The sequence below is a fragment of the Marivirga arenosa genome (assembly GCF_030503895.2).
In the GTDB taxonomy this organism is placed as follows: domain Bacteria; phylum Bacteroidota; class Bacteroidia; order Cytophagales; family Cyclobacteriaceae; genus Marivirga; species Marivirga arenosa.
Genome location: NZ_CP129970.2, coordinates 938,686 through 959,823 on the forward strand (window position 1 = coordinate 938,686; position 21,138 = coordinate 959,823).

A 21,138-nucleotide genomic window follows, 5' to 3' on the forward strand; every position below is an offset into this window, starting at 1 on the left:
AATTTAAATTCCAGCTGCTAATATTTTAGCCTGATCCACTACATCTGATAAACCTTCAAGTTTTTTACCTCCAGCAGTTGCGAAGAAAGCTTGTCCTCCACCGCCACCTTGGATATTTTTCGCTAAATCACGGATTATTTTACCCGCATTTAAATCTTTAGCTTCAACCAAGCTCTCAGAAATTACCACTGAGATTTGAGGTTTACCGTCAACATTGCATGCTAAAACTGCAAATAAATTATCTATTTCGTTTTTCAATTCAAAAGAAAGCTTCTTTAATGCGTCTGCATTAGGTAAAGTGATTTTATTAATGATAAAAGTTATATCATCTCTTTTTTCGGAATCTTTTACCAACTCATCTTTTAATTGACCTGCTTGTTTTGACTGTTCCTTTTCTAAAGCTTTCTGCAATTCATTTCTCTCCTTCATCAATTGCTCCACAGCTTGAGCTAAGTCTTTAGGATTTTTCAATAAAGCATTCACTTGATTCAAAACATCCTCTTGGTCTAAGATGTATTCTTCTGCTCTTTCCCCTGTAACGGCTTCAATTCTTCTAATTCCCGCTGCAACTGAAGTTTCAGTCGTGATTTTAAATTGACCAATATTACCTGTTGCAGGTACGTGAACTCCTCCACATAACTCAACAGAATAATTAGGATCAAAAGTAATTACTCTTACGAAATCACCATATTTTTCACCAAATAAGGCCATAGCGCCTTTATCTTTGGCTTCCGCAATGGGTATGTTCCTATCTTCCTGCTGAGGAATATTCTCACGGATTTTCTCATTTACTCTTCTTTCTACTTTAAGAATTTCCGCATCCGTCATTTTAGAAAAATGAGAAAAATCAAAACGTAAAAGCTTTTCAGAAACCAATGAACCTTTCTGCTGAACATGATCCCCTAAAACTTCTCTTAGAGCTGCATGTAATAAGTGAGTAGCAGAGTGATTATAAACAATCCTTCTTCTTCTATCTTCATCAATTTCAGCCTGTACCTCTGCTGCTAAATTTGAAGGCACTTTATTTACAAAATGAACGATCAGGTCATTCTCCTTTTTAGTATCTAAAACTTTTATGGTTTCATCCCCAACTTTTAAAATACCAGTATCGCCTATTTGCCCTCCGCTTTCAGCATAGAAAGGAGTTTTATTGAGTACTAACTGTATTTGCTCCTTATTTTTATTTTTAACCGTTCTATATCTTAAAATTTTTGATGTTGATTTTACCTCATCATATCCTATAAATTCAACATCACTGCCTTCATTTACGATCTGCCAATCACCCGTCTCCATTTTAGCCGCTGACTTAGAGCGATCTTTCTGCTTGGTCATTTCCTGCTCAAAGCCTTTTTCATCCACTTCTAAGCCATTCTCTTTCGCAATTAGTGCTGTTAAATCTAATGGAAAACCATAAGTGTCATACAATTCAAAAGCCACATCACCTGAGATCAACTTATTATTAGAAGATGATAATTCAGATTTGATAGACTCCAATCTTTTCAATCCATTTTCTAAAGTTCTTAAGAAAGCTGTTTCTTCTTCCTTAATTACCTTTTCAACCAACTCTTGCTGTGCTTTTAATTCTGGGAATACATCTTCAAATTGTTGAGCCAGAATGGGAACCAGCTTGTATAAAAATGGATCTTTTAAATCTAAGAAAGTATAGCCATAGCGAACCGCTCTTCTTAAAATTCTTCTAATCACATAACCTGCCTTATTATTGGAAGGCAATTGCCCATCAGAAATTGAAAGCGATATTGCTCGTATATGATCTACAATTACTCTAAAAGCAATATCAGTCTTACTTAATTCACCATATTTCTTTCCAGATATTTTTGCTACTTCATCTAATAAAGGAGTGAAAACGTCTGTATCATAATTAGACTTTTTGTTTTGTACTGCCATACAAATACGCTCAAAGCCCATTCCAGTATCAATGTGTTTAGCTGGCAGAGGAACCAGACTGCTGTCCGCTTTTCGGTTAAATTGAATAAATACCAGATTCCATATTTCAACTACTAGCGGATGGTCGTTATTTACTAAATCTTTTCCAGGGATTTTTTCAATATCAGCTTCATCTCTTAAGTCCACATGTATTTCAGATGCAGGACCACAAGGACCTGTATCGCCCATTTCCCAGAAATTATCTTTTTTATCGCCTTTTAAGATTCTGCTTTCATCAATATGAGCCTTCCAAAAATCAAAAGCTTCCTGATCAAACGGAATATTATCTTTTTCATCTCCTTCAAATACAGTCACATACAATCTTTCTTTTGGAAGATTAAATACTTCAGTTAACAATTCCCATGACCAGGCAATGGATTCTTTTTTAAAGTAATCCCCGAAAGACCAGTTTCCTAGCATTTCGAACATGGTATGATGATAAGTATCATGACCTACTTCTTCCAAGTCATTATGTTTACCGGATACGCGCAAACATTTTTGAGTATCAGCAACACGGGTTGCTTCGGCCACTTTGTTCCCTAAAAAGTAATCTTTAAATTGATTCATCCCTGCATTTGTAAACATTAAGGTAGGGTCATCTTTAATTACCATTGGTGCTGAAGGCACTATCTTGTGTTGTCTTTCTTCGAAGAAATTCAAGAACTTTTTACGTATCTCCCTGGAAGTCATAGAGTAAAGTATTTGTATTTAATGTTTTACTTTAAAATATTTTTTCTATATTTGCCTATCGCGTTGAGAATCAACAAAAAATTTGATTTTTGATGAACCTTTATGCAATTTTGCGGATTAAATAATCCGGACACAAAATTAGAAGTTTTTAACGAGTCTAAAACGGAATGGCAAGAATTAAATACTATTACGATACAGAAACTTGTAGATACGAGCGAGTAAAAGTATCAAAGTGGGACATTTTTTTGAATTTACTGGGCTTTTTGTCTGTCTCGCTAATTTTAGCAGTAGGTATTATAATTGGTTATAATGCTTATTTTGACTCTCCAAAAGAGGCTCAATTGAAAAAAGAGAACAAAGAACTTCAATTCTATTATGAAATGATGGAAAAAGAAGTAAATAATGTTCAGAAGGTATTATCCTCTTTACAAGAAAGAGATGATGAAGTATACCGCAACATAATGGGTGCTGAACCTATCCCTTCTAGCATTAGATCTGCTGGTGTTGGGGGTGCTGAGCGTTACAAAAATATTATTGAAAGTGAATTAGAGCGTGAAAATCTTATTCTTGGCATGATGCAGGAATTGGATAAGGTGAAGAAGCAAATGTACATCCAAACAAAATCTTATGATGAGATTTTAGAGATGGCAGAGAACAAAGAAGAAATGATGGCTTCTATACCTGCTATACAGCCTATCCCAAATAAAGAATTAAAAAGATTAGCCTCTGGTTACGGAATGAGAATGCATCCAATTCTGAAAGTAGTGAGAATGCACGAAGGCTGCGATTTCTCTGCTCCTAGAGGAACTCCAATTTATGCTACTGGCGATGGTGAAGTTGTATTAGTAAGAACAACCTTCGGTGGTTTTGGAAAATTAGTAGTGATAGACCATGGCTATGGTTTCGTTACTAAATATGCCCACATGTCATCATTCAATGTGAAAAGAGGGGATAAAGTGAAAAGAGGGGATTGTATTGGTTTTGTAGGTACTACAGGTACTTCAACTGCTCCACACCTTCACTACGAAATTCATAAAGATGGTAGCCCGATCAATCCGGTTCACTATTTCTACCAAGATGTTTCGGATGAGGAATACGAAAAACTATTAGAATTGTCGTCTAGAGAAAATCAATCTTTAGGATAAGCCAACATTTTAAAATATGAAAAGCAGTCTTTCTGACTGCTTTTTTTATCCTTTTATATTCATTACAATACAATGATTAATAGACTATTTATCTTTATTGCTTTTATATTTATTTTTTCAGCATGTAAAACAAGTCAAACTGTTCAAAGCTCAAAAAATGATGTAAATAAGGAGGAATTAAGAGAAGAGCTAGATCCAAAGCCTTCAGAGTCATTAGTCGACACCACTATAATAGAATCAAAAGATACTGTTATAATTCAAGAAGAGGTAGAGCTTGCCATTTATCCCAAGGAACAGGATACTATTAGCTTAATTGGAGTTGGCGATATCATGATCGGTACCAATTTCCCTCATGAAGGTTACTTACCGCAAGATTCAGGAAAATACATGCTTTCTTCTGTAGATCATGTTTTAAGAGATGCAGACTTAACATTCGGAAATCAGGAAGGAGTGATCTTGAATGAAGGTGGTGAAGCAAAGCATTGTTCAGATCCTTCAGTATGCTATATTTTTAGAAGTCCTGAATACCTAGCACAACATTATGTGGATGCTGGGATTGATATGATGAGCCTTGCAAATAATCACGCTGGTGATTTTGGTGAAACAGGAAGAAAAAATACAATGCGAGTTCTAGACAGCCTCGGTATTTACCATGCAGGCCAATTGACTCAACCTTATACAATTTTTGAAAAAGATAGAGTAAGCTATGGTTTTGCAGCCTTCTCACCGAATAATGGAACACAAAGCATAAATGATTTGGAGGCTGCGAAAGGTATTATCAAGCATTTAGATAGTTTGACTGATGTTATTATTGTGTCTTTCCATGGTGGGGCTGAAGGAAAAAAATATCAGCATGTAACCAGAGAAAGAGAATATTTCTATGGTGAAAATAGAGGAAACGTATATGAATTTGCACATGCCCTTATAGATGAAGGTGCTGATGTTATTTTTGGCCATGGGCCCCATGTTGCCAGAGCCATTGAAGTATATAAAAACAGATTTATTGCTTATAGCTTAGGAAACTTCGCTACCTATGGAAGATTTAATTTAAGAGGCGAAAATGGATTAGCTCCAATCGCAAAAATCTGGATAACGGATGATGGATATTTTATAAACGGAAAAATTATTTCAGCAGTGCAAAAGGGTGCTGGAATACCTGAGATAGATATAAGCCATAAGGCTGCACAAAAAATTAAAGAATTAACTGAACAAGATTTCGAGGATTCTAAAATTTTAATTGACCCCGAAGGTAATATTCGCTATATTCAAGATCAATTTTAAGAAGCTGTGCCATATAAGGAAAAAACCATAGAGAAAAAATACTACACCATTGGTGAAGTAGCTGAACAATTTGATGTTGCCACCTCATTAATTCGTTTTTGGGAGGGGGAATTTGATATTATCAAGCCTAAAAAGAATAGAAAAGGTAATAGACAATTCACTAAAGAAGACATTGAAAACGTAAAGCTCATCTATCACTTGGTGAAGGAAAAAGGCTTTACCTTACAAGGCGCAAAAGATATGCTTAAAAATGATTCTAATGAAGTAAGAGATAAAATGGAAATGCTCGATTCATTGAGAAAAATAAGAACCTTTTTAACCGAGATTAAAGAGAATATTTAAAAACAATCATCAACCAAAACCCATATGAATGCCGAAGAAAAGGCATTGATGAGCCTTCATCTAATCCCCAAAATTGGAAATGTCACCATCAAAAATTTAATCAGCTATTGTGGCTCTGCACAGGCTGTATTGAATCTTCCCTATTCTAAACTTATCAAGGTTCCTGGAATTGGTAAAAAAACAATTGACAGTTTAAAAAGCGCTGAAATTACTGACTTTGCAGAAAAAGAATATCTAAAAGCCAAACAGCAAAATGTCGGAATCATTAGTTATACTGATCAAAACTATCCTTACAGATTAAAGCAAATCCCAGATGCTCCTATTCTTTTATATACAAAAGGGAATTTTCCATTAAATGCTAAGCAACCCACAATAGCGATTGTGGGTACTCGAAATGCTACGGAATATGGTAAAAGATTAACGGAAGAGATAGTAGAAAAGCTAAGTCCTTTAAACCCCATTATTTTAAGTGGTTTAGCATATGGAATTGATATTTATGCGCACAGGGCTGCTCTTAAGAATCAATTATCTACTTATGCTGTATTAGGCTCTGGAATTGATGTTATTTACCCATCTGCTCATAAAGCAAGCGTAAATGAAATGCTGAATTCAGGTGGAATCATTAGTGAACAAGCTTTTGGAGCAAAGCCTGATGCGTTTAATTTCCCTGCCAGAAATAGAATTATTGCAGGTATGGCTGATTTAGTGATTGTAGTGGAAGCTGCCAAAAAAGGCGGTGCTTTAATTACAGCTGAATTAGCTAATTCATACGACCGAGAAGTGGCTGCATTTCCAGGAAGAATTGGAGACAAATATTCCGAGGGTTGTAATAAACTCATAAAACAGCATAAAGCACATTTAGTAGAAACTGTTGATGATATATTGTATATCATGAACTGGGAGCTGGAAAAGCAAGCTGAGATTAAACAGAAAGTAATTGATTTAAGTGTCTTAAGTCAAGACGAGCAAAATGTAATTAATACCCTTCTTCAAAACAATAAAGAGTTATCTATAGATATTTTAAGTATTAAAAGTCAAATAAGCCTAAATCAATTAGCAGGAATACTCTTGAATTTAGAAATGCAAGGATTGATAAAATCGCTACCTGGAAATAGGTTTAAAATGGCATAAAGTTCTAAAATCAATAATTAATCTATAGATTTAAATTCTAAATTCTAAATCTTTTATATGCACCCAATATTCTCCAATAAAAAAGCCATCATATTCGATATGGATGGTGTGATCATCAATAATATTTCGTATCACATTGAAGCTTTACAACTATTCTTAAAACAATTCGGTAAAAACGTTACCAATGAGGAATTTCAAAATCATTATAATGGTAGAACCATTCAAGAGGTTATATTGGAGTTAAAACCGAATGCTACACATTCAGAAGTGATGGAATTAGCAGAGGAAAAAGAGAAGATTTACCGTGACTTGTACCGTAAAGATTTAGCTCCCACAAAAGGATTGCTTGAGTTTTTAGAAGATGCCAAAAAACAAGAATTAAAAATGGCAGTAGCTACTTCTGCCATTACTGCAAATGCAGATTTCACTTTAGATGGCTTAGATATACGAAGCTATTTTGATGCAGTAATTGATAGCACTATGGTAATAAAAGGAAAGCCTGATCCTCAGATTTATTTAAAAGCAGCTGAAGAACTGAATATTTCTCCGGAAAATTGCGTTGTGTTAGAAGATGCATTAGCAGGTATACAATCCGCTAAAAATGCAGGAATGGACGTCATAGGATTATATACTTCTCTTAAAAAGGAAGAATTGCCTGATGATGTTAAATTAAAAGTAAAAGACTTTACTGAATTGATTTAAAATGATTAAAAAATTTTTATTAACAATATTACTTTCTTCAATTCTAAGCTTTGCCTATTCTCAGGACATTAAAATTGCAAAGCTCAAATATAATGGGGGTGGAGATTGGTATGCCAACAAAACAGCTCTGCCCAACCTTCTTAATTTCTGTGAAGAAGAATTAAAGATTCCTTTTGATAATAAAAACTATGTAGTTGAAGTGGGAAGTAATGAAATTTATCAATACCCATATTTGTATATGACTGGGCATGGAAATGTTGTTTTTTCAGATAATGAAGCCCAAAACCTTAGAAATTATCTTTTATCAGGAGGCTTTTTACATATTGATGATAATTATGGACTAGATCAATTTATCAGATTAGAAATGAAAAAGGTTTTTCCTGAATCTGATTTTATTGAAATCCCTTTCGACCATCCTATTTATCATCAAAAATTTGATTTTGACGATGGTTTGCCCAAAATTCATGAGCATGATGGTAAACCAGCCCAAGGCTTTGGCATTATTTATGAAGGCAGAGTTGTATGCTTTTATTCCTATGAAAGTGATTTAGGGAATGGTTGGGAGGATCCAAGTATTCATAAAGATCCTGAGTCAGTAAGACAAAAAGCTTTAAAAATGGGAGCTAATATTATAAGTTTTGCCTTCACGCAGGATTAATCCAAAAGCATATTAAAAATCAATTAGAAAGTTTAATTTTGCATCCATGAAGCAAATTGCTGGAAAAGTCTTACTAAGCATAATTATTTTTTCCACACTATTTTGGGCATGTGAACCATGTGATGATTGTGGTCCTGAAAATACCTACCCCTACTTTAAATTAAGCATTCTCAACAAGAGCTCATTAGATACTTTAATAGTAGATAAAGCAAGAATAGAAACTGAAATCGATTCGATAGATGATGCTTTGGCGAATCCGGATAATTCTTCTATTCAGCAAGCTTTGAATAACGCTAAAACAGTGAAAAGTGATTCTTTAACTTTAATAAATGATTTAATTAAAGACACTAACAGCAAATTAATTAGCATAGCCTCTATTAATGGAGAAAAAAATTTATTTGAAGATAAAAATGGATCTGATAGCTTAAAGCTTTTCAGAATCCCTATTAATACAAATCAAGATGAATCAGATTATGCTATTGCTATTGAGTTTGTTGAAAAGGAAGAATATCTAAAAATAAAATATGAATTGTTTGATACGATCATCAATAATAAAATAACTAAATCAGCTAAAAGTCTTGAAATAATCGAACACAGCTTTGATTCAATTAGAGGCCCATTCGGTTGCACACCAATTAATGAATGCATAAGCAATCAACTAGAAATTTATGTTGAAATCTAAATTAATCCTACTTATACTATTAAGCTTTTCCTTAATCTTAACAAAGGTTTCTGCTCAAGATTCAACTGCTGTTAATACCACTGAGAAAGATAGGAAGGTAGCTCAAACTTTAAGTTTAGGTATTGCATTTGATTATCTTAAATTACATACTTTATTGATTGATGAAAGCCAGAAGTGGGAAGGTGCACTTAATCTAAAGTTTTTTGATAAAGTATCGGCAATAGGAGAATATGGAATTGCAGAATTAAGGCCTGAAGAAGCATATAATAATGCAGATTATATCTCATCTGGTAATTATTACAGAGTGGGGGTAGATTATCACTTAACCGTTATACCTAACAATTTTCTACTTCTAGGATTAAGATATGCGCAAGCCTCTTTTGATGAAACCATTTCTTATGAAATAGAAAATCCAGTATTTCCTAATGAAACAAATGAATTATCAAGACCAAACTTAAAAGCTACTTGGTTTGAATTCGTATTGTCCTCAGAAAAAAATGTTAGAAGATTATTTGGCACAGAAATTCCAGACATTTTATCTGCTGGATTTAAATTCCGACTGAAATATCTTCAAGAATATGACAAATTTGACGTAGTAGAAATTAAAAATATACCTGGTTACGGAAGAACCAATATTGCACTAAACCCTGAATTTAACCTATATATTAAATTTAGAATTCCGCTGTTTTAATTTTATATAGTCTAAAACTTTTATTTGTAGTTTAAGCAAACTTTTAATTGAGATTTTTATTCTCTTAGATCCCATCAGTCAAGCTTAGTTGTTCCCCTACAATAAAATCCTGAAATTAAGCTGTTATGATTAGCTGAAGACTCTAAACTTTTATTTGAAGTTATGACAGAAATTCTAATACTATACCTCATATAGAAAATAATGTCCCTCAAACCAATTATAAACGAGCAATCAAATAAATACATATTTGATTCTACTTCATCTCCCAAAAGGAACCACCAATAACAAAGTTTTTCAGTTATTAAGATTGGACATGCAAATCCCTATCTTAATCTTACCTTAGAGTATACGATTGATTTTTAAGCTATTAGCTAAACATTAACATATGCATATAGTATATACACATATGGATAATGAAATGAAAAAATCAGATATGGAACTCAAATTCATTTATAATAAAAATCAGATTAAAGAGAGAGAAGCTTTAGCATATGCTGAATCAATTGATCAACATTATATAAATGAAATTGATATTGAAAAGGTTTATTTAACGGAAAGACAATGGGCAGAAATTGCTCAAAAGCTTGGTGTAGAAATCCAAGATTTAATCAATACTAATAATGACTATTATCAAGATATTCTAAAGGGAAAAGAATTTGATGAAGATGATTTATTAACCTTAATTAAAGATCATCCTCAAATAGTAAAGACTCCGATTTTAGAATCCAAAGGTTCTGCAAAATTCATTAAATCTCCTTATGATTTTAATGAATTGGATATGGCATTTAAAGAAATTAAAAGTGAATATGCCAATAAAGGAGAATCAGATGATTAATCTAATCTGATAATTAAAACATATAGTTTAGACTCATATTAAGACCTACAAATGAAGGAGTACTATTAAAAGTAGCATTTTCAGATGTGATATTTGAAAGTGCTCTTTTATAAGTAGGCATTACACTAACTGCATATTTTTCACTAAATGGATAACTAATTTCCAAACCTGCTAGACTACTGGCAAACATATTTTTATACGATTGCCTGTCTTTTCTATCAAATCTAACTTCATTTATTTTTTCAGTAGCACCCTTTAGTGTATTACTAACGATAACATCAGCTGATAATCCAGCAACCAGGGAAACATCAAACTTTCTATCAATTATTTTATATGAAGCCATTAACGGTACAGTGAATATCTGAAAATCATTATAAAGGTCATATTCGGAAGTAACGTTTACTACTCTCCCATCAGAAATTTCTGTTGAGCTGCTGGCTCCATGATAAGGATATAGTTCATCGCTATTTCTATCTCTTAACACAGTACTACTCATAGATGATGACCTGTATGATCCATATTGCACACCTGATCTAATATTCCATCTTTCATTTAACGACACTCCAAAATTAACACCAAATGTAAAGGACAAGCTTCCTTCCATTGGTGCAGAACTTGAATTTTCCACAGCTTCTCGTTCTTCATTTACAACATCCATAAATTCTGCAGTAGTTCTACCACTGGTTCCAGGGTTGTTTAAGGAAGAAACTGTTGAAAACACTGGTGTTTCTGTTATTTCAGAATTAGGATTGAAATTACCAGATCCTAAATTTAAATTTGTATTCCACGAAAAGCCTGATTTTTCTTTGTTAACAATTTCACTAACAGCAAAATAAGTTACCTCATTTACTTCTATTTCAAATTCTGGTAGTTTAAAATCAACAGGGGTTCTACTATCAAGCTTGTCTAGTCTAGCAATACTATTAGACGATTTGGGAATAAAAATTTGATTTAACTCATTATCAAAATTATCATTCTTTGCTATTAGTATGGCGCCTTTCTTATTCTGATTTTGCTTATCCCCAATCAATGCAAACTGATTCCTATTTTGTCTGCCATTATCCACGAACTGACTTTTAGATTTATTTCCTGCCTCAGGTTGACTTACAACTATATCGTTATCACTTACAATTAATTGAGCATTATCATCATTCAACTCTACCGGGATTATAGAAGTTTGTGTGCTATTTTTATTTCCGATTGTAAAGTCTTGAAGATTGAAATAGATAGAAATCAAAGCAATGAATATAACTGCAGCCGCAAGATTTCTATAAAAAGCAGCTCTTTTTTGCATTCTTCTATTATCCTGCTTTAAAAGATCTGCTTCAATAGCTTCCCATACACCATTACCTGGCTGTACTTCAGCTTGCGCAAACTTTTTACGGATTGAGTTATTAAAATTATCTTTATTGAAATCTTTCATTCCCCCACTTACTTTGCTTTTCAATTTGTTCTATTAATATTTTTCTTGCTCTGGCGTACTGTGATTTTGAAGTTCCTATACTTATATCAAGCATCTTTGCAATTTCCTTATGCTGATAACCTTCTATCGCATATAAGTTGAAAATAACCTGACAACCAGTTGGCAAATTTTGAACTAATTCCATAAGATCTTCTACTGCCAAATTATCTACCGAAAGAGAGTCAACTCCTTCTCTAATTTCCTCAACGTCAACCATCGGATAAAGATATAATTTACTTCTCTGATGGTTTAGTGCAGTATTGATGATAATTCTTTTAATCCAATAGCCTATACTTGAATCACCTCTGAACTTCTTAATATTTTCAAATACCTTAATAAAGCCTTCTTGCAGAATGTCTTCTGCCTCTAAGGTTGATTTAGAATAGCGCATAGCTACCGCCATCATCCCTGAGGAAAACTGCTGGTAGAGCTCATATTGACTCTTTCTGTTACCTTTTTGGCAACCCTTAATAAGTTCTGTGGTTTTAGGCATGACAAAAACCTTAAGGATTCTGTTTATATTAGACCCAAATTACAAATTAAAGGTTGGAATGAAACTAAATTTAAAAATTTTAATTACCGTATTGGGAATCGCTTTTTTACTATTTCGTTGTGTCCCGGTAAACCAGTCTACTTATGATAATTCAAATACAAATAGATATTATCCCGATTTAAAATACATTAATACTAGCTATAAAGAACAAATAAGAACTGTACAACTAGTGAAATTCCGAGCATCACAGATGATTTCTACTAATAATCCCGTTTTGGAATTAGGCAAAAATGAAAGACTAGTCTTAACGTTTGACGACATCAACGACCAACAACAGCAGTATTTTGCAAAAATTTACCATTGCAATAAAGATTGGAGTGGTAAAAGTAATCTACAAGCAATGGACTATTTAGAAGAGTTTAACCAATTCCCGATCCGAGAATTCGAATTTTCATTTGATACAAAATTAGGTTATATCCACTACGAATGGATGGTTCCAGAAGTAAAGTTATCCGGAAATTATTTAATAGTAGTAAATAATGGTAATGATGAAAGGGATATTGTATTGAGTGAACGTTTTATGGTTTATGAAAATAAAGCAGGAATAAATTATAAAATTTCTACACCTAATGTCGTAACAAAAAGAAGGACTCATCAAGAACTAGAATTTGAAGTTGGATTAGGAAATATTAATATTTTAAATCCTGCTACTGATATTCAGGCCGTAATTCGCCAAAACAGCAACTGGATTTATTCAAAAGTAGCCCCAGACCCATTAAGAATATCTAATGGAAATAATCAACTTACTTATAAATTTTATAATGGTGAATTAACATTCCCTGGCAATAATGAATATAGATTCTTTGATATATCTACTGTGAATTTCAAAGGAAATGGAGTTACAAACATCAATAAAGAATCAAATCCTATTAGCATTACACTAAATATAGATCAAGAAAGAAATTCACAGGCATACAGAGAATGGCAAGACCGAAATGGTACATTTGCTATTGGAAATAGAGAAAGACAAAATACAGCGCTAGTTTCTGATTATTTTTTAACAGAATTTAGACTTGAATATCCTCGAATAGAAGAAGAAATTTATGTTGTAGGAGAATTTAATAATTGGCACCTCAATAATGACAGTAGAATGAAGTTCAATCCTAATACTGGAATTTATTATAATAATATTCTTTTAAAACAAGGTTATTACGAATACAGCTACCTTATTAAAAATGACAAAACAACCAGTATAGAAGGAGATTTCTATGCTACCGAAAATGACTATGATATCTTAATATACTATCATAGTCCTCAATTGAGGTATGATAGATTAATTGGGTATACTCAGTTTAATTCTCGAGCTGCCCAGTAAAATAAGGAATCGTCTTACTACCAGGAGTTACCTCCGCTAGGTCAAGCATTCCAAATCCTTTATCGTTAAATAAGCCAAGGCCGTTTTCAAATAAATATTGATGCAATTCAGGTGAACCTTTGAGTGTAAATGGAAATGTATATCCTCTTACCTCGTAAGGGACATCTTGATCGAATAAAGGATAAACTCTGGAATATTTTTTTCCTCTATCTTCTAATTTTTTGAGATAGTTCTTATCAGGTAAAAATTCAAAACCTCCCAACTCTCCCAAAGTCTCTTGACTAAATAATGCTGATTCAAGCTGATTAACAAACTCATCAGATTCAGGATGGATAAAACGCTTCCCGATATCGCTTGAAAATTCCGGATTCAATAAAATCAAAGGTGAAATACAAATATATTTAGTTTCTTCACCAAATTCTATCTGGTTTTCGAGCTCTACCTCATGTGGTATGATAGTTAGTCCATTAAGCTTAACTTCAGGTAAACTAAATAGAACCTCTATGATAGAATCAATAAAATTTTTATCAGAACACGAGAAAACAACTGTTATTTTAGAACTATAAAAGTGTAAACCTGATTTACTAACAGTAGTCTGCCCTTTTAAACCAGAAAAATTATAATGTTTAAAATTCGCATACTCCTCTCTCCCACACTTTTTGATTAGACCTTTAAAAAATCTAAATAAATAGTATTGATGATGGAACGGAACATTAGCTCCCTTTTCCTTATTCTTAAAAATTAATCTAACTCTCACAGCCTCTTCTTTATTTTTTTAGACCAAGCGTGCAAGAAAATTGTTTGAATAATCTTATAAAAATTTACACATTAAACCTAAAATGCATGATATCGCCATCTTTTACTACATATTCCTTCCCTTCAATCGAAACTTTTCCTGCTTCTTTGCAAGCTTGCTCTGTCTTATATTGCTTATAATCATCTAATTTGATCACCTCAGCTTTAATAAAACCTTTCTCAAAATCAGTGTGGATTACTCCAGCAGCTTGTGGGGCTTTCCATCCCTTTTTAATAGTCCATGCCCTAACTTCTTGTTTTCCAGCAGTAAAATAGGTGATAAGATCCAATATTGAATATGAGGCTCTAATCAATTTATTTAAGCCTGATTCAGTTAAACCATATTCTTCCAAAAACATTGCTTTCTCCTCAGGCTCATCAAACTCTGCTATTTGTGATTCAATTGCAGCACTTACAATAATTACTTCCGCTTCCTCATCTTTTACATACTCCTTGAACTTTTTAACCAAATCGTTCCCTTCAACAGCAGCAGATTCTTCTACATTGGTCACGTAAATAACGGGCTTATCTGTAAGAAGCATTAAATCTCTAACTGGTTCTTTTTCTTCCTTAGATAATTTTAATGTTCTGGCATTTTTACCATCTTCCAAAACAGCTTTATACTGATTTAATACTGCTAATTCCTTTTTGGCTTTTGCATCACCAGATTTAGCAATTTTTTCACACTTTTGAATTTTTTTCTCGACTGATTCTAAATCTTTTAATTGCAATTCCGTATCAATTATGTCTTTATCAGCCACAGGGTTAACTCTTCCTGAAACGTGTGTGATATTATCATCTTCAAAGCATCTAACAACATGAACGATAGCATCTACTTCTCTAATATTGCCTAAGAATTTATTTCCTAAACCTTCTCCTTTACTGGCTCCTGCAACAAGCCCTGCTATATCTACAAATTCAATAATGGTTGGAACTACCTTATCTGGGTTTACTAGCTCTTCTAATATACCTAATCTTTCATCAGGAACACTAATAACTCCCACATTAGGATCAATAGTACAAAAAGGGAAATTTGCTGCTTCAGCTTTTGCATTAGAAAGTGCATTAAACAAAGTAGATTTACCCACATTTGGCAAACCAACTATTCCGCATTGTAAACCCATGAAATATAATTATTTAATTCTGAAAAATTTTATATTGTGTATATCCTTGGTAAAGCTCTATTAAAATAACCCGTATTATGGTGTACACTGGAATGGCTGCTACCATTCCAATTACTCCCGCCAAGGATGCGCCTGCAAAGATAATAACAAAAATTTCTAATGGATGTGCTTTTACACTTTTTGAAAAAATTAATGGCTGTAAAAGTATATTATCTGTAATCTGAACTACTGCAAAAACAGAAATAATTTTTATAACTAGAATAAGCAATTCGTTATTGAATTCAAATATACCTCCTGTAGTAACTCCTACGATAATACCAAAAGAGGCCCCTAAAATTGGCCCCGCATAGGGTATCAAATTAGCAACAGCTGCAAAAACTGCAATTGTAATAGCATATTTTATTCCTAAAATGCTCAAGCCAACAGAAGCAATTGTAAATATTGAGATCATCTGAAAAAGAAGCCCTAATAAATAATTAGATAAAAGCTTTTCAATTTTATAAATTGCTCCCATTGAGACTTCAAAATACTTATTTGGAATTAGTTGAATTAGCTTTCTTCTAGCTAATCCTTTTTCATATAATAAGAAAAAAGTAATGAAGCTAATCGCTAAAATTGCAACAAAAATACTCCCTGTAATTGATATTAAATTATTAAGTATATAACTGACATCCACTGTTTGAACAAAGCTATAAATGCTATCTTTAAGTCTGTCGATTATAAAGCCTTCTGATCCAATGTTAGGAATGGAATCAATTAAAAATACCTCTACAGCTTGTATAGGAGTTGTGATTTTGCTGTAAAGGTTATCATAATCAAGTTTACTTAAAATTTGTATTTGTTCAGATACTAAGGGGATAAACAAACCTACAAATAGGATTATAAAACCAATTAAAACACTAAAAGAAATAATAATAGTAAATATTTTCGGTAGCTTGTAACCATAAAAATACAGACTATTTAAATAACTTACCAAAGGCCTTAGAATGGTTGATATAATCATAGAAATAATGATATATATCAAAATATCAGAAAAAAGGAGACTTACTAAATAAAGTAATATCCCACCCCCAATTAAGTACAATATAGGCTTTAACCTGTTCATAGCTCTAATATAAAAAAAGGAGACTAAGTCTCCTTTTTAATACAAGTATATTCATTTTAATTAAATATCATATAAAATCAATTCTGGAACCTTACTTTTTCGAATAATCTCGCAAGTTCGGCTTTATTTCTAGTAGCCTTTAAGTTTAATTCAAATGTTTCTGTTTTGAAATTCTTTAAAGCAATTCCATTATTTAAAATTAATAAAAGATCCTCTTTTGCCTTTTGTGATTCTATTTTATCTTTTCTAAGTAATTTATCATAATACTTAATTACTTTTTGAAGCGATGAATATATTATAGGTTTTTCTATATTTTTTTCCATTGAAGAGTAAGCTCCAGTGGATTCCTTATAATAAACATAGGTAGATTCCACTTTATCTAATAGAGAAGTTATCGTATCACCAAGAACATGAGGCTTACCATTATAACTACCTCTTTCAAAATTTGCAGTGTTACTTTTCTCAAGATCAATTAACATAATAACTCCTCCACTTTCAGATATTTGTGAACTTTGACCTAGTAATGTAAATGAAAGACAGATAGAGATTATGAAAAGAAATACTGATTTAATCATAGCTTAATAATTTTTTTTGATTTAATATTTGATTGATTGCTATTAATTATATTGATATAGTATATTCCTTCTTCAATATTTGAAATATCAATGTAATTATTCACCTGGTTTAGAAAACCATCTAATATCACATTACCATTTAGAGAAATTATCTGATATTGAACTGGTTTATTTAAATGAGTGCTATTTAATTCAACATAAAATGAATTCTTAACTGGATTTGGATAAATAAATATTTCATCTTCAAATATATCAGTATTTGATAGTATTGAATTATCGATTCTTAGTATAGTCGAATAGTCAGATTCAAAATCATTAACACCAATTGCTTTCAATCTGAAATATCTGTAATCATTCACTTCATCAATACTAAACTTAAAAAGTTGCCTGTTTGAAGCTATTGAGGCAAAATCTGTAAAATTGACCTCATCCTCTGATGCTTCTAAAATGAAACCCATTTCGTTTATAGAATTATCTAACCACCTAAAGATAATACTGTCATTTTCAATTCCAACATATCGGAAATTAGACGGTGGGACTAAAGAATAATCAGGTGTAATTTTAATATTCTTTATATACAGATTGTTTCCGTTGTAGGAAATATTCTTTATTTTAAACTGTAAAAAATCACTTTCTGATGAAGGTATATATTCACGAACCACAGTTTTAAATTCGTTTGACTGATTAGGTTCAAATGCTATACTCGATGACTGATCAGTTGTAACAAATGACGAACCCCCATCTTTAAAAATCACATCATATTGACCTACGCATTCGTTCCCAACTTCAATTTGTAATGAATCATTAATCGTTTGACTAGAGAGACCTGACCCAATAGTTTTATTATTATATGCATATTCAAATTCTATAAAGTATTTTCTAGCACCCGTATTCTCAAAAGAAACAGTTTTTAATACATCAATTTGGGGTAAAGCCTCAGAATTATAATCAAAATTGTTTACGAAAAGAAGATTAGTTGACTTATCATCTAAAGATAAAGATTTTTGTTCAAATGTTAAGGAATTATCAGGATTCTCAATAATGAATCTAGAAGAGAAATTAGAATTATTACTAAAGTTTTCTTCTAATATACCAGAAATGGCATTAAGAGAAGGATCTTTTACTCTTATATAGTTAGTTTGCTCTACCACTAATGATTGACCAGCACTATTTGAAACATTTAATATCACTTTAAAAGAGCCTGGACTATTGTATGTAACTTGTGGATTTTGACTCTTTGATGTAGACGGTTCACCACCCTCGAATGTCCAATTATACTCAGTTGCACCGAAAGCTTTAACAGAAAATTTAGTACTCTCGCCAACACATACTTCTTTTAAATCAGCATTTATCGTAGCTATGAATGATTCAGAAGTGAAACGCAAGTTTGATCTACCATTTTCAAAACCCGTCCTAATCCTATCATATTGGTCTCTAGAAAATTTGTCTGCACACCTATCTGGAGCATAAGACATGATATTACTGGGATCTGGCTTATATATATCACCATTAGCATCTGTTGCGCCTCCTATGTATGCACAGTTACTGTCGACCTGTCCAGATAAATTTGGATCCGCTGGGGTATCACATAATCTATCCCCTGCTGATCTACAATTTGATTGATTAACTAACTCATCTGTGGTACCAGTATTAGTAGTACCATGTGTATGATACAAAGTAAAATAATGTCCAAGCTCATGCTCTAGTGTTGTATTACCATTGGTAACACAAGAGTATACCGCGAAAACTCTATCAGCACTTGGCGGAAATCTGGTGTAACCACATAATGGGTTGCCTGATAATTGAATAGAATTAAAAAGATAAACATTGACAACATTCGTAACAGTGTTCCCTACAGTAGCATCCCCTTCACTATCAGCATTAAAATCATATATATCATCATCATCAATATAATTAATATCGCCCTCTTGAAAGAATAACATATTAGCATTTATGTAGTAATCATTTACTTGAGCAATTAAATTATCGATTTGTGACTGATTTAACCCCCCTGATCCATCAGTCCGTCTGAATAAATGAAACTTCAAAGGAATATTCACTACGGCATCATTAGCTACTAACCTTCTGGAAGAAGTTGCATTTGATTGAAGTAACTTTTCTAATTGGATTGATTCTTCCTCTGAAATGGTGGTTCCACAATCTTGAGCTAATGAATAATTTAATAAAAGAAAGAAATTAATTATTAAGAGTAATAGTTTTTTCATTGTAATAAATACTTAATTAATACAAAAGAAACAAAAAAGGGTAAACGAAAGTTTACCCTTTTTTAAAAAAACATATATTATTAGAAGCTAATAAAAGAATCAACTTCATGAATAACACCATTATTAGCTGGCCTATCTACTGAAACTAAACCAACATTACTTAAGTTAGGATCAGCAACGTCAGTTACAATCGCAATTGATTCAGCCCCTGTAGCATCCCTTACAAAAGCAAACTGTAAGGTAGTCCCTCCTAAAGTTTCAAGTGCTGGCAAAAATCCTGCAATATGCGCAGAAAAATTAACACCATCAACAACATGATTCAAGGCTATCTCCTCTAAATCTGCTAAGAGTTCAGCATCATCCTCATTACTTAAGGTGTCAATCTGTTCTACTGTAGTAAATCCCGTAGCGTCCGTAAAAGTAGTGTTGCTAACAGGAAAAACAGTAAGGTCTCCTGAAGATAAAGTTGAAGTTAAACCTAATCTCTCCACTAATGCCACAAACAAAGAATAATCAGCATCAGAAGCTAATACTTCTACAACATTCTCCTCTGGTAATGGATTAAATGAAGCATTTGGCAACCCAAAAGTAGAGAAGTAATAAGTACCTAAAAGATCAGTAGTTGGCACTCCGCCAGCAGTAAACGCATTTCTTGCACCTCCGTTGATGAAATTCACATCGCTACCTTGAACACTACCCGTAACTATATAATATTCAGAACCATTGATACTTGATATTTTAGTACCATTGTCTAAGTTCCAAAGATTTACTCTTCCTTCAAAAGTATGATTCTCCAAATACTCTAGTGCATCAGCATCAGAAGCAAATGAAGCATAATTAGCTCCAAATAGTGGAGTGTAGTAACTTAAAGTATCTGCAAAAGATAAACCATATCCTAAACCTTCTACTATACTTCCAAATGCATCAGGACCGAAACCATCAAAGCCTGTCACATCTGTGTTAGCACTAAATACATCTGCTGCAGTAGATTGCTTTAGAATTAGTCCTGAAACAACATGAATTAATCCATTATTTGCTACTTGGTTTAAGGAAATAAGTTGAGATCCATTTAATGAGTTCTCATTTTTTACAATTTCCTGAACCTCGTCTGCTGTAGAACCTTGTATAGTTGCTAACCTACCAGATACAGGCAACTCCTGAGAAAATGCAGCACCTTCAAGCACGTGAAACCCTAAGATGTCGACTAATTGTTCTTGGGTTAATGCATTTACATCTACACCATCAAAAGCACTATTAGTAGGCGCAAAAATTGTATGAACAGTTGAGCCTGTGAATAAAGACTCAAGTCCTGCAGCCTGAATAGCAGTAACTAATGTTGATAATGAATCATTAGCTTGCATTTGTTGTAGAAGGTTTCCTGCTGGAATATCTAAAACTTTATTTAAGCCGTGAACAACTGCAACATTACTGACTAAATCAGGTTCCACTACAGCTGCCTTTCCATTTACACTAACACCATTAGCAGTAGTAAAAAACAAGGTGTTACCATCTAATGCAGATATACTTCTTGGTAATCCACCTGAAAAAGCCGGAGAACCAATCACGTGATAAGATAAGATATTTGCAACATTTTCAGCTGGTACATCCGTTATACTTTGAACTCCTAAATCACTTAATAATATTTCAAAAGCTTCATTAGTAGGAGCAAGTAAAGTAATAGAATCGCTTCCTTGCAATACATCATCAAGACCAGCATGAGAAATAGCTTCATTTAAAATACTATAACCTCTTGCATCTAATAATTGTGTAGTCGTTATATCAGGTCTAGAACCTGCTCTTTCAACCTCTGGTTCATAACCACAGGCCGCAAGAAAAGCCATTGCAAAAACAATGTATATATATTTAAATTTTTTCATATTTTT

19 protein-coding genes are annotated in these 21,138 nt (G+C 32.7%); 10 read left to right on the forward strand and 9 right to left on the reverse strand.

What is annotated here, in order from left to right; genetic code table 11:
- Window positions 1-3 precede the first annotated feature (3 nt).
- Window positions 4-2,634 (reverse strand): alanine--tRNA ligase, encoded by a 2,631-nt coding sequence (gene alaS, locus QYS48_RS04150; protein ID WP_308357635.1) that lies wholly within the window; start codon window positions 2,632-2,634, stop codon window positions 4-6.
- A gap of 167 nt (window positions 2,635-2,801) precedes the next feature.
- Here alaS and QYS48_RS04155 point away from each other — a divergent pair, with 167 nt between their 5' ends.
- The 9 genes from QYS48_RS04155 to QYS48_RS04195 all read left to right on the forward strand — a co-directional run bounded on the left by QYS48_RS04155 (window position 2,802) and on the right by QYS48_RS04195 (window position 10,101).
- A complete protein-coding gene (locus tag QYS48_RS04155; RefSeq protein ID WP_302103505.1) occupies window positions 2,802-3,779 on the forward strand; it encodes a M23 family metallopeptidase in 978 nt (325 codons plus the stop codon).
- Window positions 3,780-3,851: 72 nt separating this feature from the next.
- Window positions 3,852-5,060 (forward strand): CapA family protein, encoded by a 1,209-nt coding sequence (locus QYS48_RS04160; protein ID WP_308357636.1) that lies wholly within the window; start codon window positions 3,852-3,854, stop codon window positions 5,058-5,060.
- A gap of 6 nt (window positions 5,061-5,066) precedes the next feature.
- Window positions 5,067-5,402, forward strand: a complete 336-nt coding sequence (locus QYS48_RS04165) for a MerR family transcriptional regulator (RefSeq protein ID WP_308357637.1) — start codon at window positions 5,067-5,069, stop codon at window positions 5,400-5,402.
- A gap of 24 nt (window positions 5,403-5,426) precedes the next feature.
- A complete protein-coding gene (gene dprA, locus QYS48_RS04170; protein WP_308357638.1) occupies window positions 5,427-6,533 on the forward strand; it encodes a DNA-processing protein DprA in 1,107 nt (368 codons plus the stop codon).
- Between the two features lie 57 nt (window positions 6,534-6,590).
- Complete coding sequence (locus QYS48_RS04175) at window positions 6,591-7,235, forward strand: HAD family phosphatase (RefSeq protein WP_308357639.1); 645 nt, start codon at window positions 6,591-6,593, stop codon at window positions 7,233-7,235.
- A gap of 1 nt (window position 7,236) precedes the next feature.
- Window positions 7,237-7,893 carry a DUF4159 domain-containing protein gene (locus tag QYS48_RS04180; RefSeq protein ID WP_308357640.1) on the forward strand — a complete coding sequence of 219 codons (657 nt, stop codon included), beginning with the start codon at window positions 7,237-7,239 and terminating at the stop codon, window positions 7,891-7,893.
- A gap of 46 nt (window positions 7,894-7,939) precedes the next feature.
- Window positions 7,940-8,575: a hypothetical protein gene (locus QYS48_RS04185; protein WP_302103499.1), complete on the forward strand. Its 636-nt coding sequence runs from the start codon at window positions 7,940-7,942 to the stop codon at window positions 8,573-8,575.
- Entirely contained in the window at window positions 8,562-9,266 is a 705-nt protein-coding gene (locus tag QYS48_RS04190) for a DUF6048 family protein (protein WP_308357641.1), read from the forward strand. The genes QYS48_RS04185 and QYS48_RS04190 overlap by 14 nt, the downstream gene beginning before the upstream one ends.
- 385 nt (window positions 9,267-9,651) lie before the next feature.
- The gene (locus tag QYS48_RS04195) at window positions 9,652-10,101 is read left to right on the forward strand and encodes an ArsC/Spx/MgsR family protein (protein WP_308357642.1); all 450 of its coding nucleotides are present in this window, start codon (window positions 9,652-9,654) and stop codon (window positions 10,099-10,101) included.
- 13 nt (window positions 10,102-10,114) lie between these two features.
- On the opposite strand, the gene QYS48_RS04200 is transcribed toward QYS48_RS04195, so the two are convergent.
- Complete coding sequence (locus QYS48_RS04200) at window positions 10,115-11,524, reverse strand: outer membrane beta-barrel protein (protein ID WP_308357643.1); 1,410 nt, start codon at window positions 11,522-11,524, stop codon at window positions 10,115-10,117.
- Window positions 11,508-12,056 carry a sigma-70 family RNA polymerase sigma factor gene (locus tag QYS48_RS04205; RefSeq protein WP_308357644.1) on the reverse strand — a complete coding sequence of 183 codons (549 nt, stop codon included), beginning with the start codon at window positions 12,054-12,056 and terminating at the stop codon, window positions 11,508-11,510. Before QYS48_RS04205 ends, QYS48_RS04200 begins: the two co-directional genes overlap by 17 nt.
- Window positions 12,057-12,114: 58 nt before the next feature.
- On the opposite strand from QYS48_RS04205, the gene QYS48_RS04210 reads away from it, so the two are divergent.
- Window positions 12,115-13,431, forward strand: a complete 1,317-nt coding sequence (locus QYS48_RS04210) for a type IX secretion system plug protein domain-containing protein (protein WP_308357645.1) — start codon at window positions 12,115-12,117, stop codon at window positions 13,429-13,431.
- Here QYS48_RS04210 and cas6 read toward each other — a convergent pair.
- The 6 genes from cas6 to QYS48_RS04240 all read right to left on the reverse strand — a co-directional run bounded on the left by cas6 (window position 13,409) and on the right by QYS48_RS04240 (window position 21,132).
- Window positions 13,409-14,188, reverse strand: coding sequence for a CRISPR-associated endoribonuclease Cas6 (gene cas6 / locus QYS48_RS04215; protein WP_308357646.1), 780 nt, complete (start codon window positions 14,186-14,188; stop codon window positions 13,409-13,411). The genes QYS48_RS04210 and cas6 overlap by 23 nt on opposite strands.
- 64 nt (window positions 14,189-14,252) lie before the next feature.
- Window positions 14,253-15,350, reverse strand: a complete 1,098-nt coding sequence (gene ychF / locus QYS48_RS04220) for a redox-regulated ATPase YchF (RefSeq protein WP_308357647.1) — start codon at window positions 15,348-15,350, stop codon at window positions 14,253-14,255.
- A 13-nt stretch (window positions 15,351-15,363) separates the two neighbouring features.
- Window positions 15,364-16,455 (reverse strand): AI-2E family transporter, encoded by a 1,092-nt coding sequence (locus tag QYS48_RS04225; RefSeq protein WP_308357648.1) that lies wholly within the window; start codon window positions 16,453-16,455, stop codon window positions 15,364-15,366.
- A 77-nt stretch (window positions 16,456-16,532) separates the two neighbouring features.
- Window positions 16,533-17,030, reverse strand: coding sequence for a hypothetical protein (locus tag QYS48_RS04230; RefSeq protein ID WP_308357649.1), 498 nt, complete (start codon window positions 17,028-17,030; stop codon window positions 16,533-16,535).
- Window positions 17,027-19,255, reverse strand: coding sequence for a T9SS type A sorting domain-containing protein (locus QYS48_RS04235; RefSeq protein WP_308357650.1), 2,229 nt, complete (start codon window positions 19,253-19,255; stop codon window positions 17,027-17,029). Before QYS48_RS04235 ends, QYS48_RS04230 begins: the two co-directional genes overlap by 4 nt.
- An 80-nt stretch (window positions 19,256-19,335) precedes the next feature.
- A complete protein-coding gene (locus tag QYS48_RS04240; RefSeq protein ID WP_308357651.1) occupies window positions 19,336-21,132 on the reverse strand; it encodes a fasciclin domain-containing protein in 1,797 nt (598 codons plus the stop codon).
- Between the last annotated feature and the right edge of the window lie 6 nt (window positions 21,133-21,138).

Coding starts and splice junctions, on each gene's coding strand:
- alaS (WP_308357635.1), bottom strand. CDS start 2,634: ATGACTTCCAGGGAGATACGTAAAAAGTTCTTGAATTTCTTCGAAGAA.
- QYS48_RS04155 (WP_302103505.1), top strand. CDS start 2,802: ATGGCAAGAATTAAATACTATTACGATACAGAAACTTGTAGATACGAG.
- QYS48_RS04160 (WP_308357636.1), top strand. CDS start 3,852: ATGATTAATAGACTATTTATCTTTATTGCTTTTATATTTATTTTTTCA.
- dprA (WP_308357638.1), top strand. CDS start 5,427: ATGAATGCCGAAGAAAAGGCATTGATGAGCCTTCATCTAATCCCCAAA.
- QYS48_RS04175 (WP_308357639.1), top strand. CDS start 6,591: ATGCACCCAATATTCTCCAATAAAAAAGCCATCATATTCGATATGGAT.
- QYS48_RS04180 (WP_308357640.1), top strand. CDS start 7,237: ATGATTAAAAAATTTTTATTAACAATATTACTTTCTTCAATTCTAAGC.
- QYS48_RS04185 (WP_302103499.1), top strand. CDS start 7,940: ATGAAGCAAATTGCTGGAAAAGTCTTACTAAGCATAATTATTTTTTCC.
- QYS48_RS04190 (WP_308357641.1), top strand. CDS start 8,562: ATGTTGAAATCTAAATTAATCCTACTTATACTATTAAGCTTTTCCTTA.
- QYS48_RS04195 (WP_308357642.1), top strand. CDS start 9,652: ATGCATATAGTATATACACATATGGATAATGAAATGAAAAAATCAGAT.
- QYS48_RS04200 (WP_308357643.1), bottom strand. CDS start 11,524: ATGAAAGATTTCAATAAAGATAATTTTAATAACTCAATCCGTAAAAAG.
- QYS48_RS04205 (WP_308357644.1), bottom strand. CDS start 12,056: ATGCCTAAAACCACAGAACTTATTAAGGGTTGCCAAAAAGGTAACAGA.
- QYS48_RS04210 (WP_308357645.1), top strand. CDS start 12,115: ATGAAACTAAATTTAAAAATTTTAATTACCGTATTGGGAATCGCTTTT.
- ychF (WP_308357647.1), bottom strand. CDS start 15,350: ATGGGTTTACAATGCGGAATAGTTGGTTTGCCAAATGTGGGTAAATCT.
- QYS48_RS04225 (WP_308357648.1), bottom strand. CDS start 16,455: ATGAACAGGTTAAAGCCTATATTGTACTTAATTGGGGGTGGGATATTA.
- QYS48_RS04230 (WP_308357649.1), bottom strand. CDS start 17,030: ATGATTAAATCAGTATTTCTTTTCATAATCTCTATCTGTCTTTCATTT.
- QYS48_RS04235 (WP_308357650.1), bottom strand. CDS start 19,255: ATGAAAAAACTATTACTCTTAATAATTAATTTCTTTCTTTTATTAAAT.
- QYS48_RS04240 (WP_308357651.1), bottom strand. CDS start 21,132: ATGAAAAAATTTAAATATATATACATTGTTTTTGCAATGGCTTTTCTT.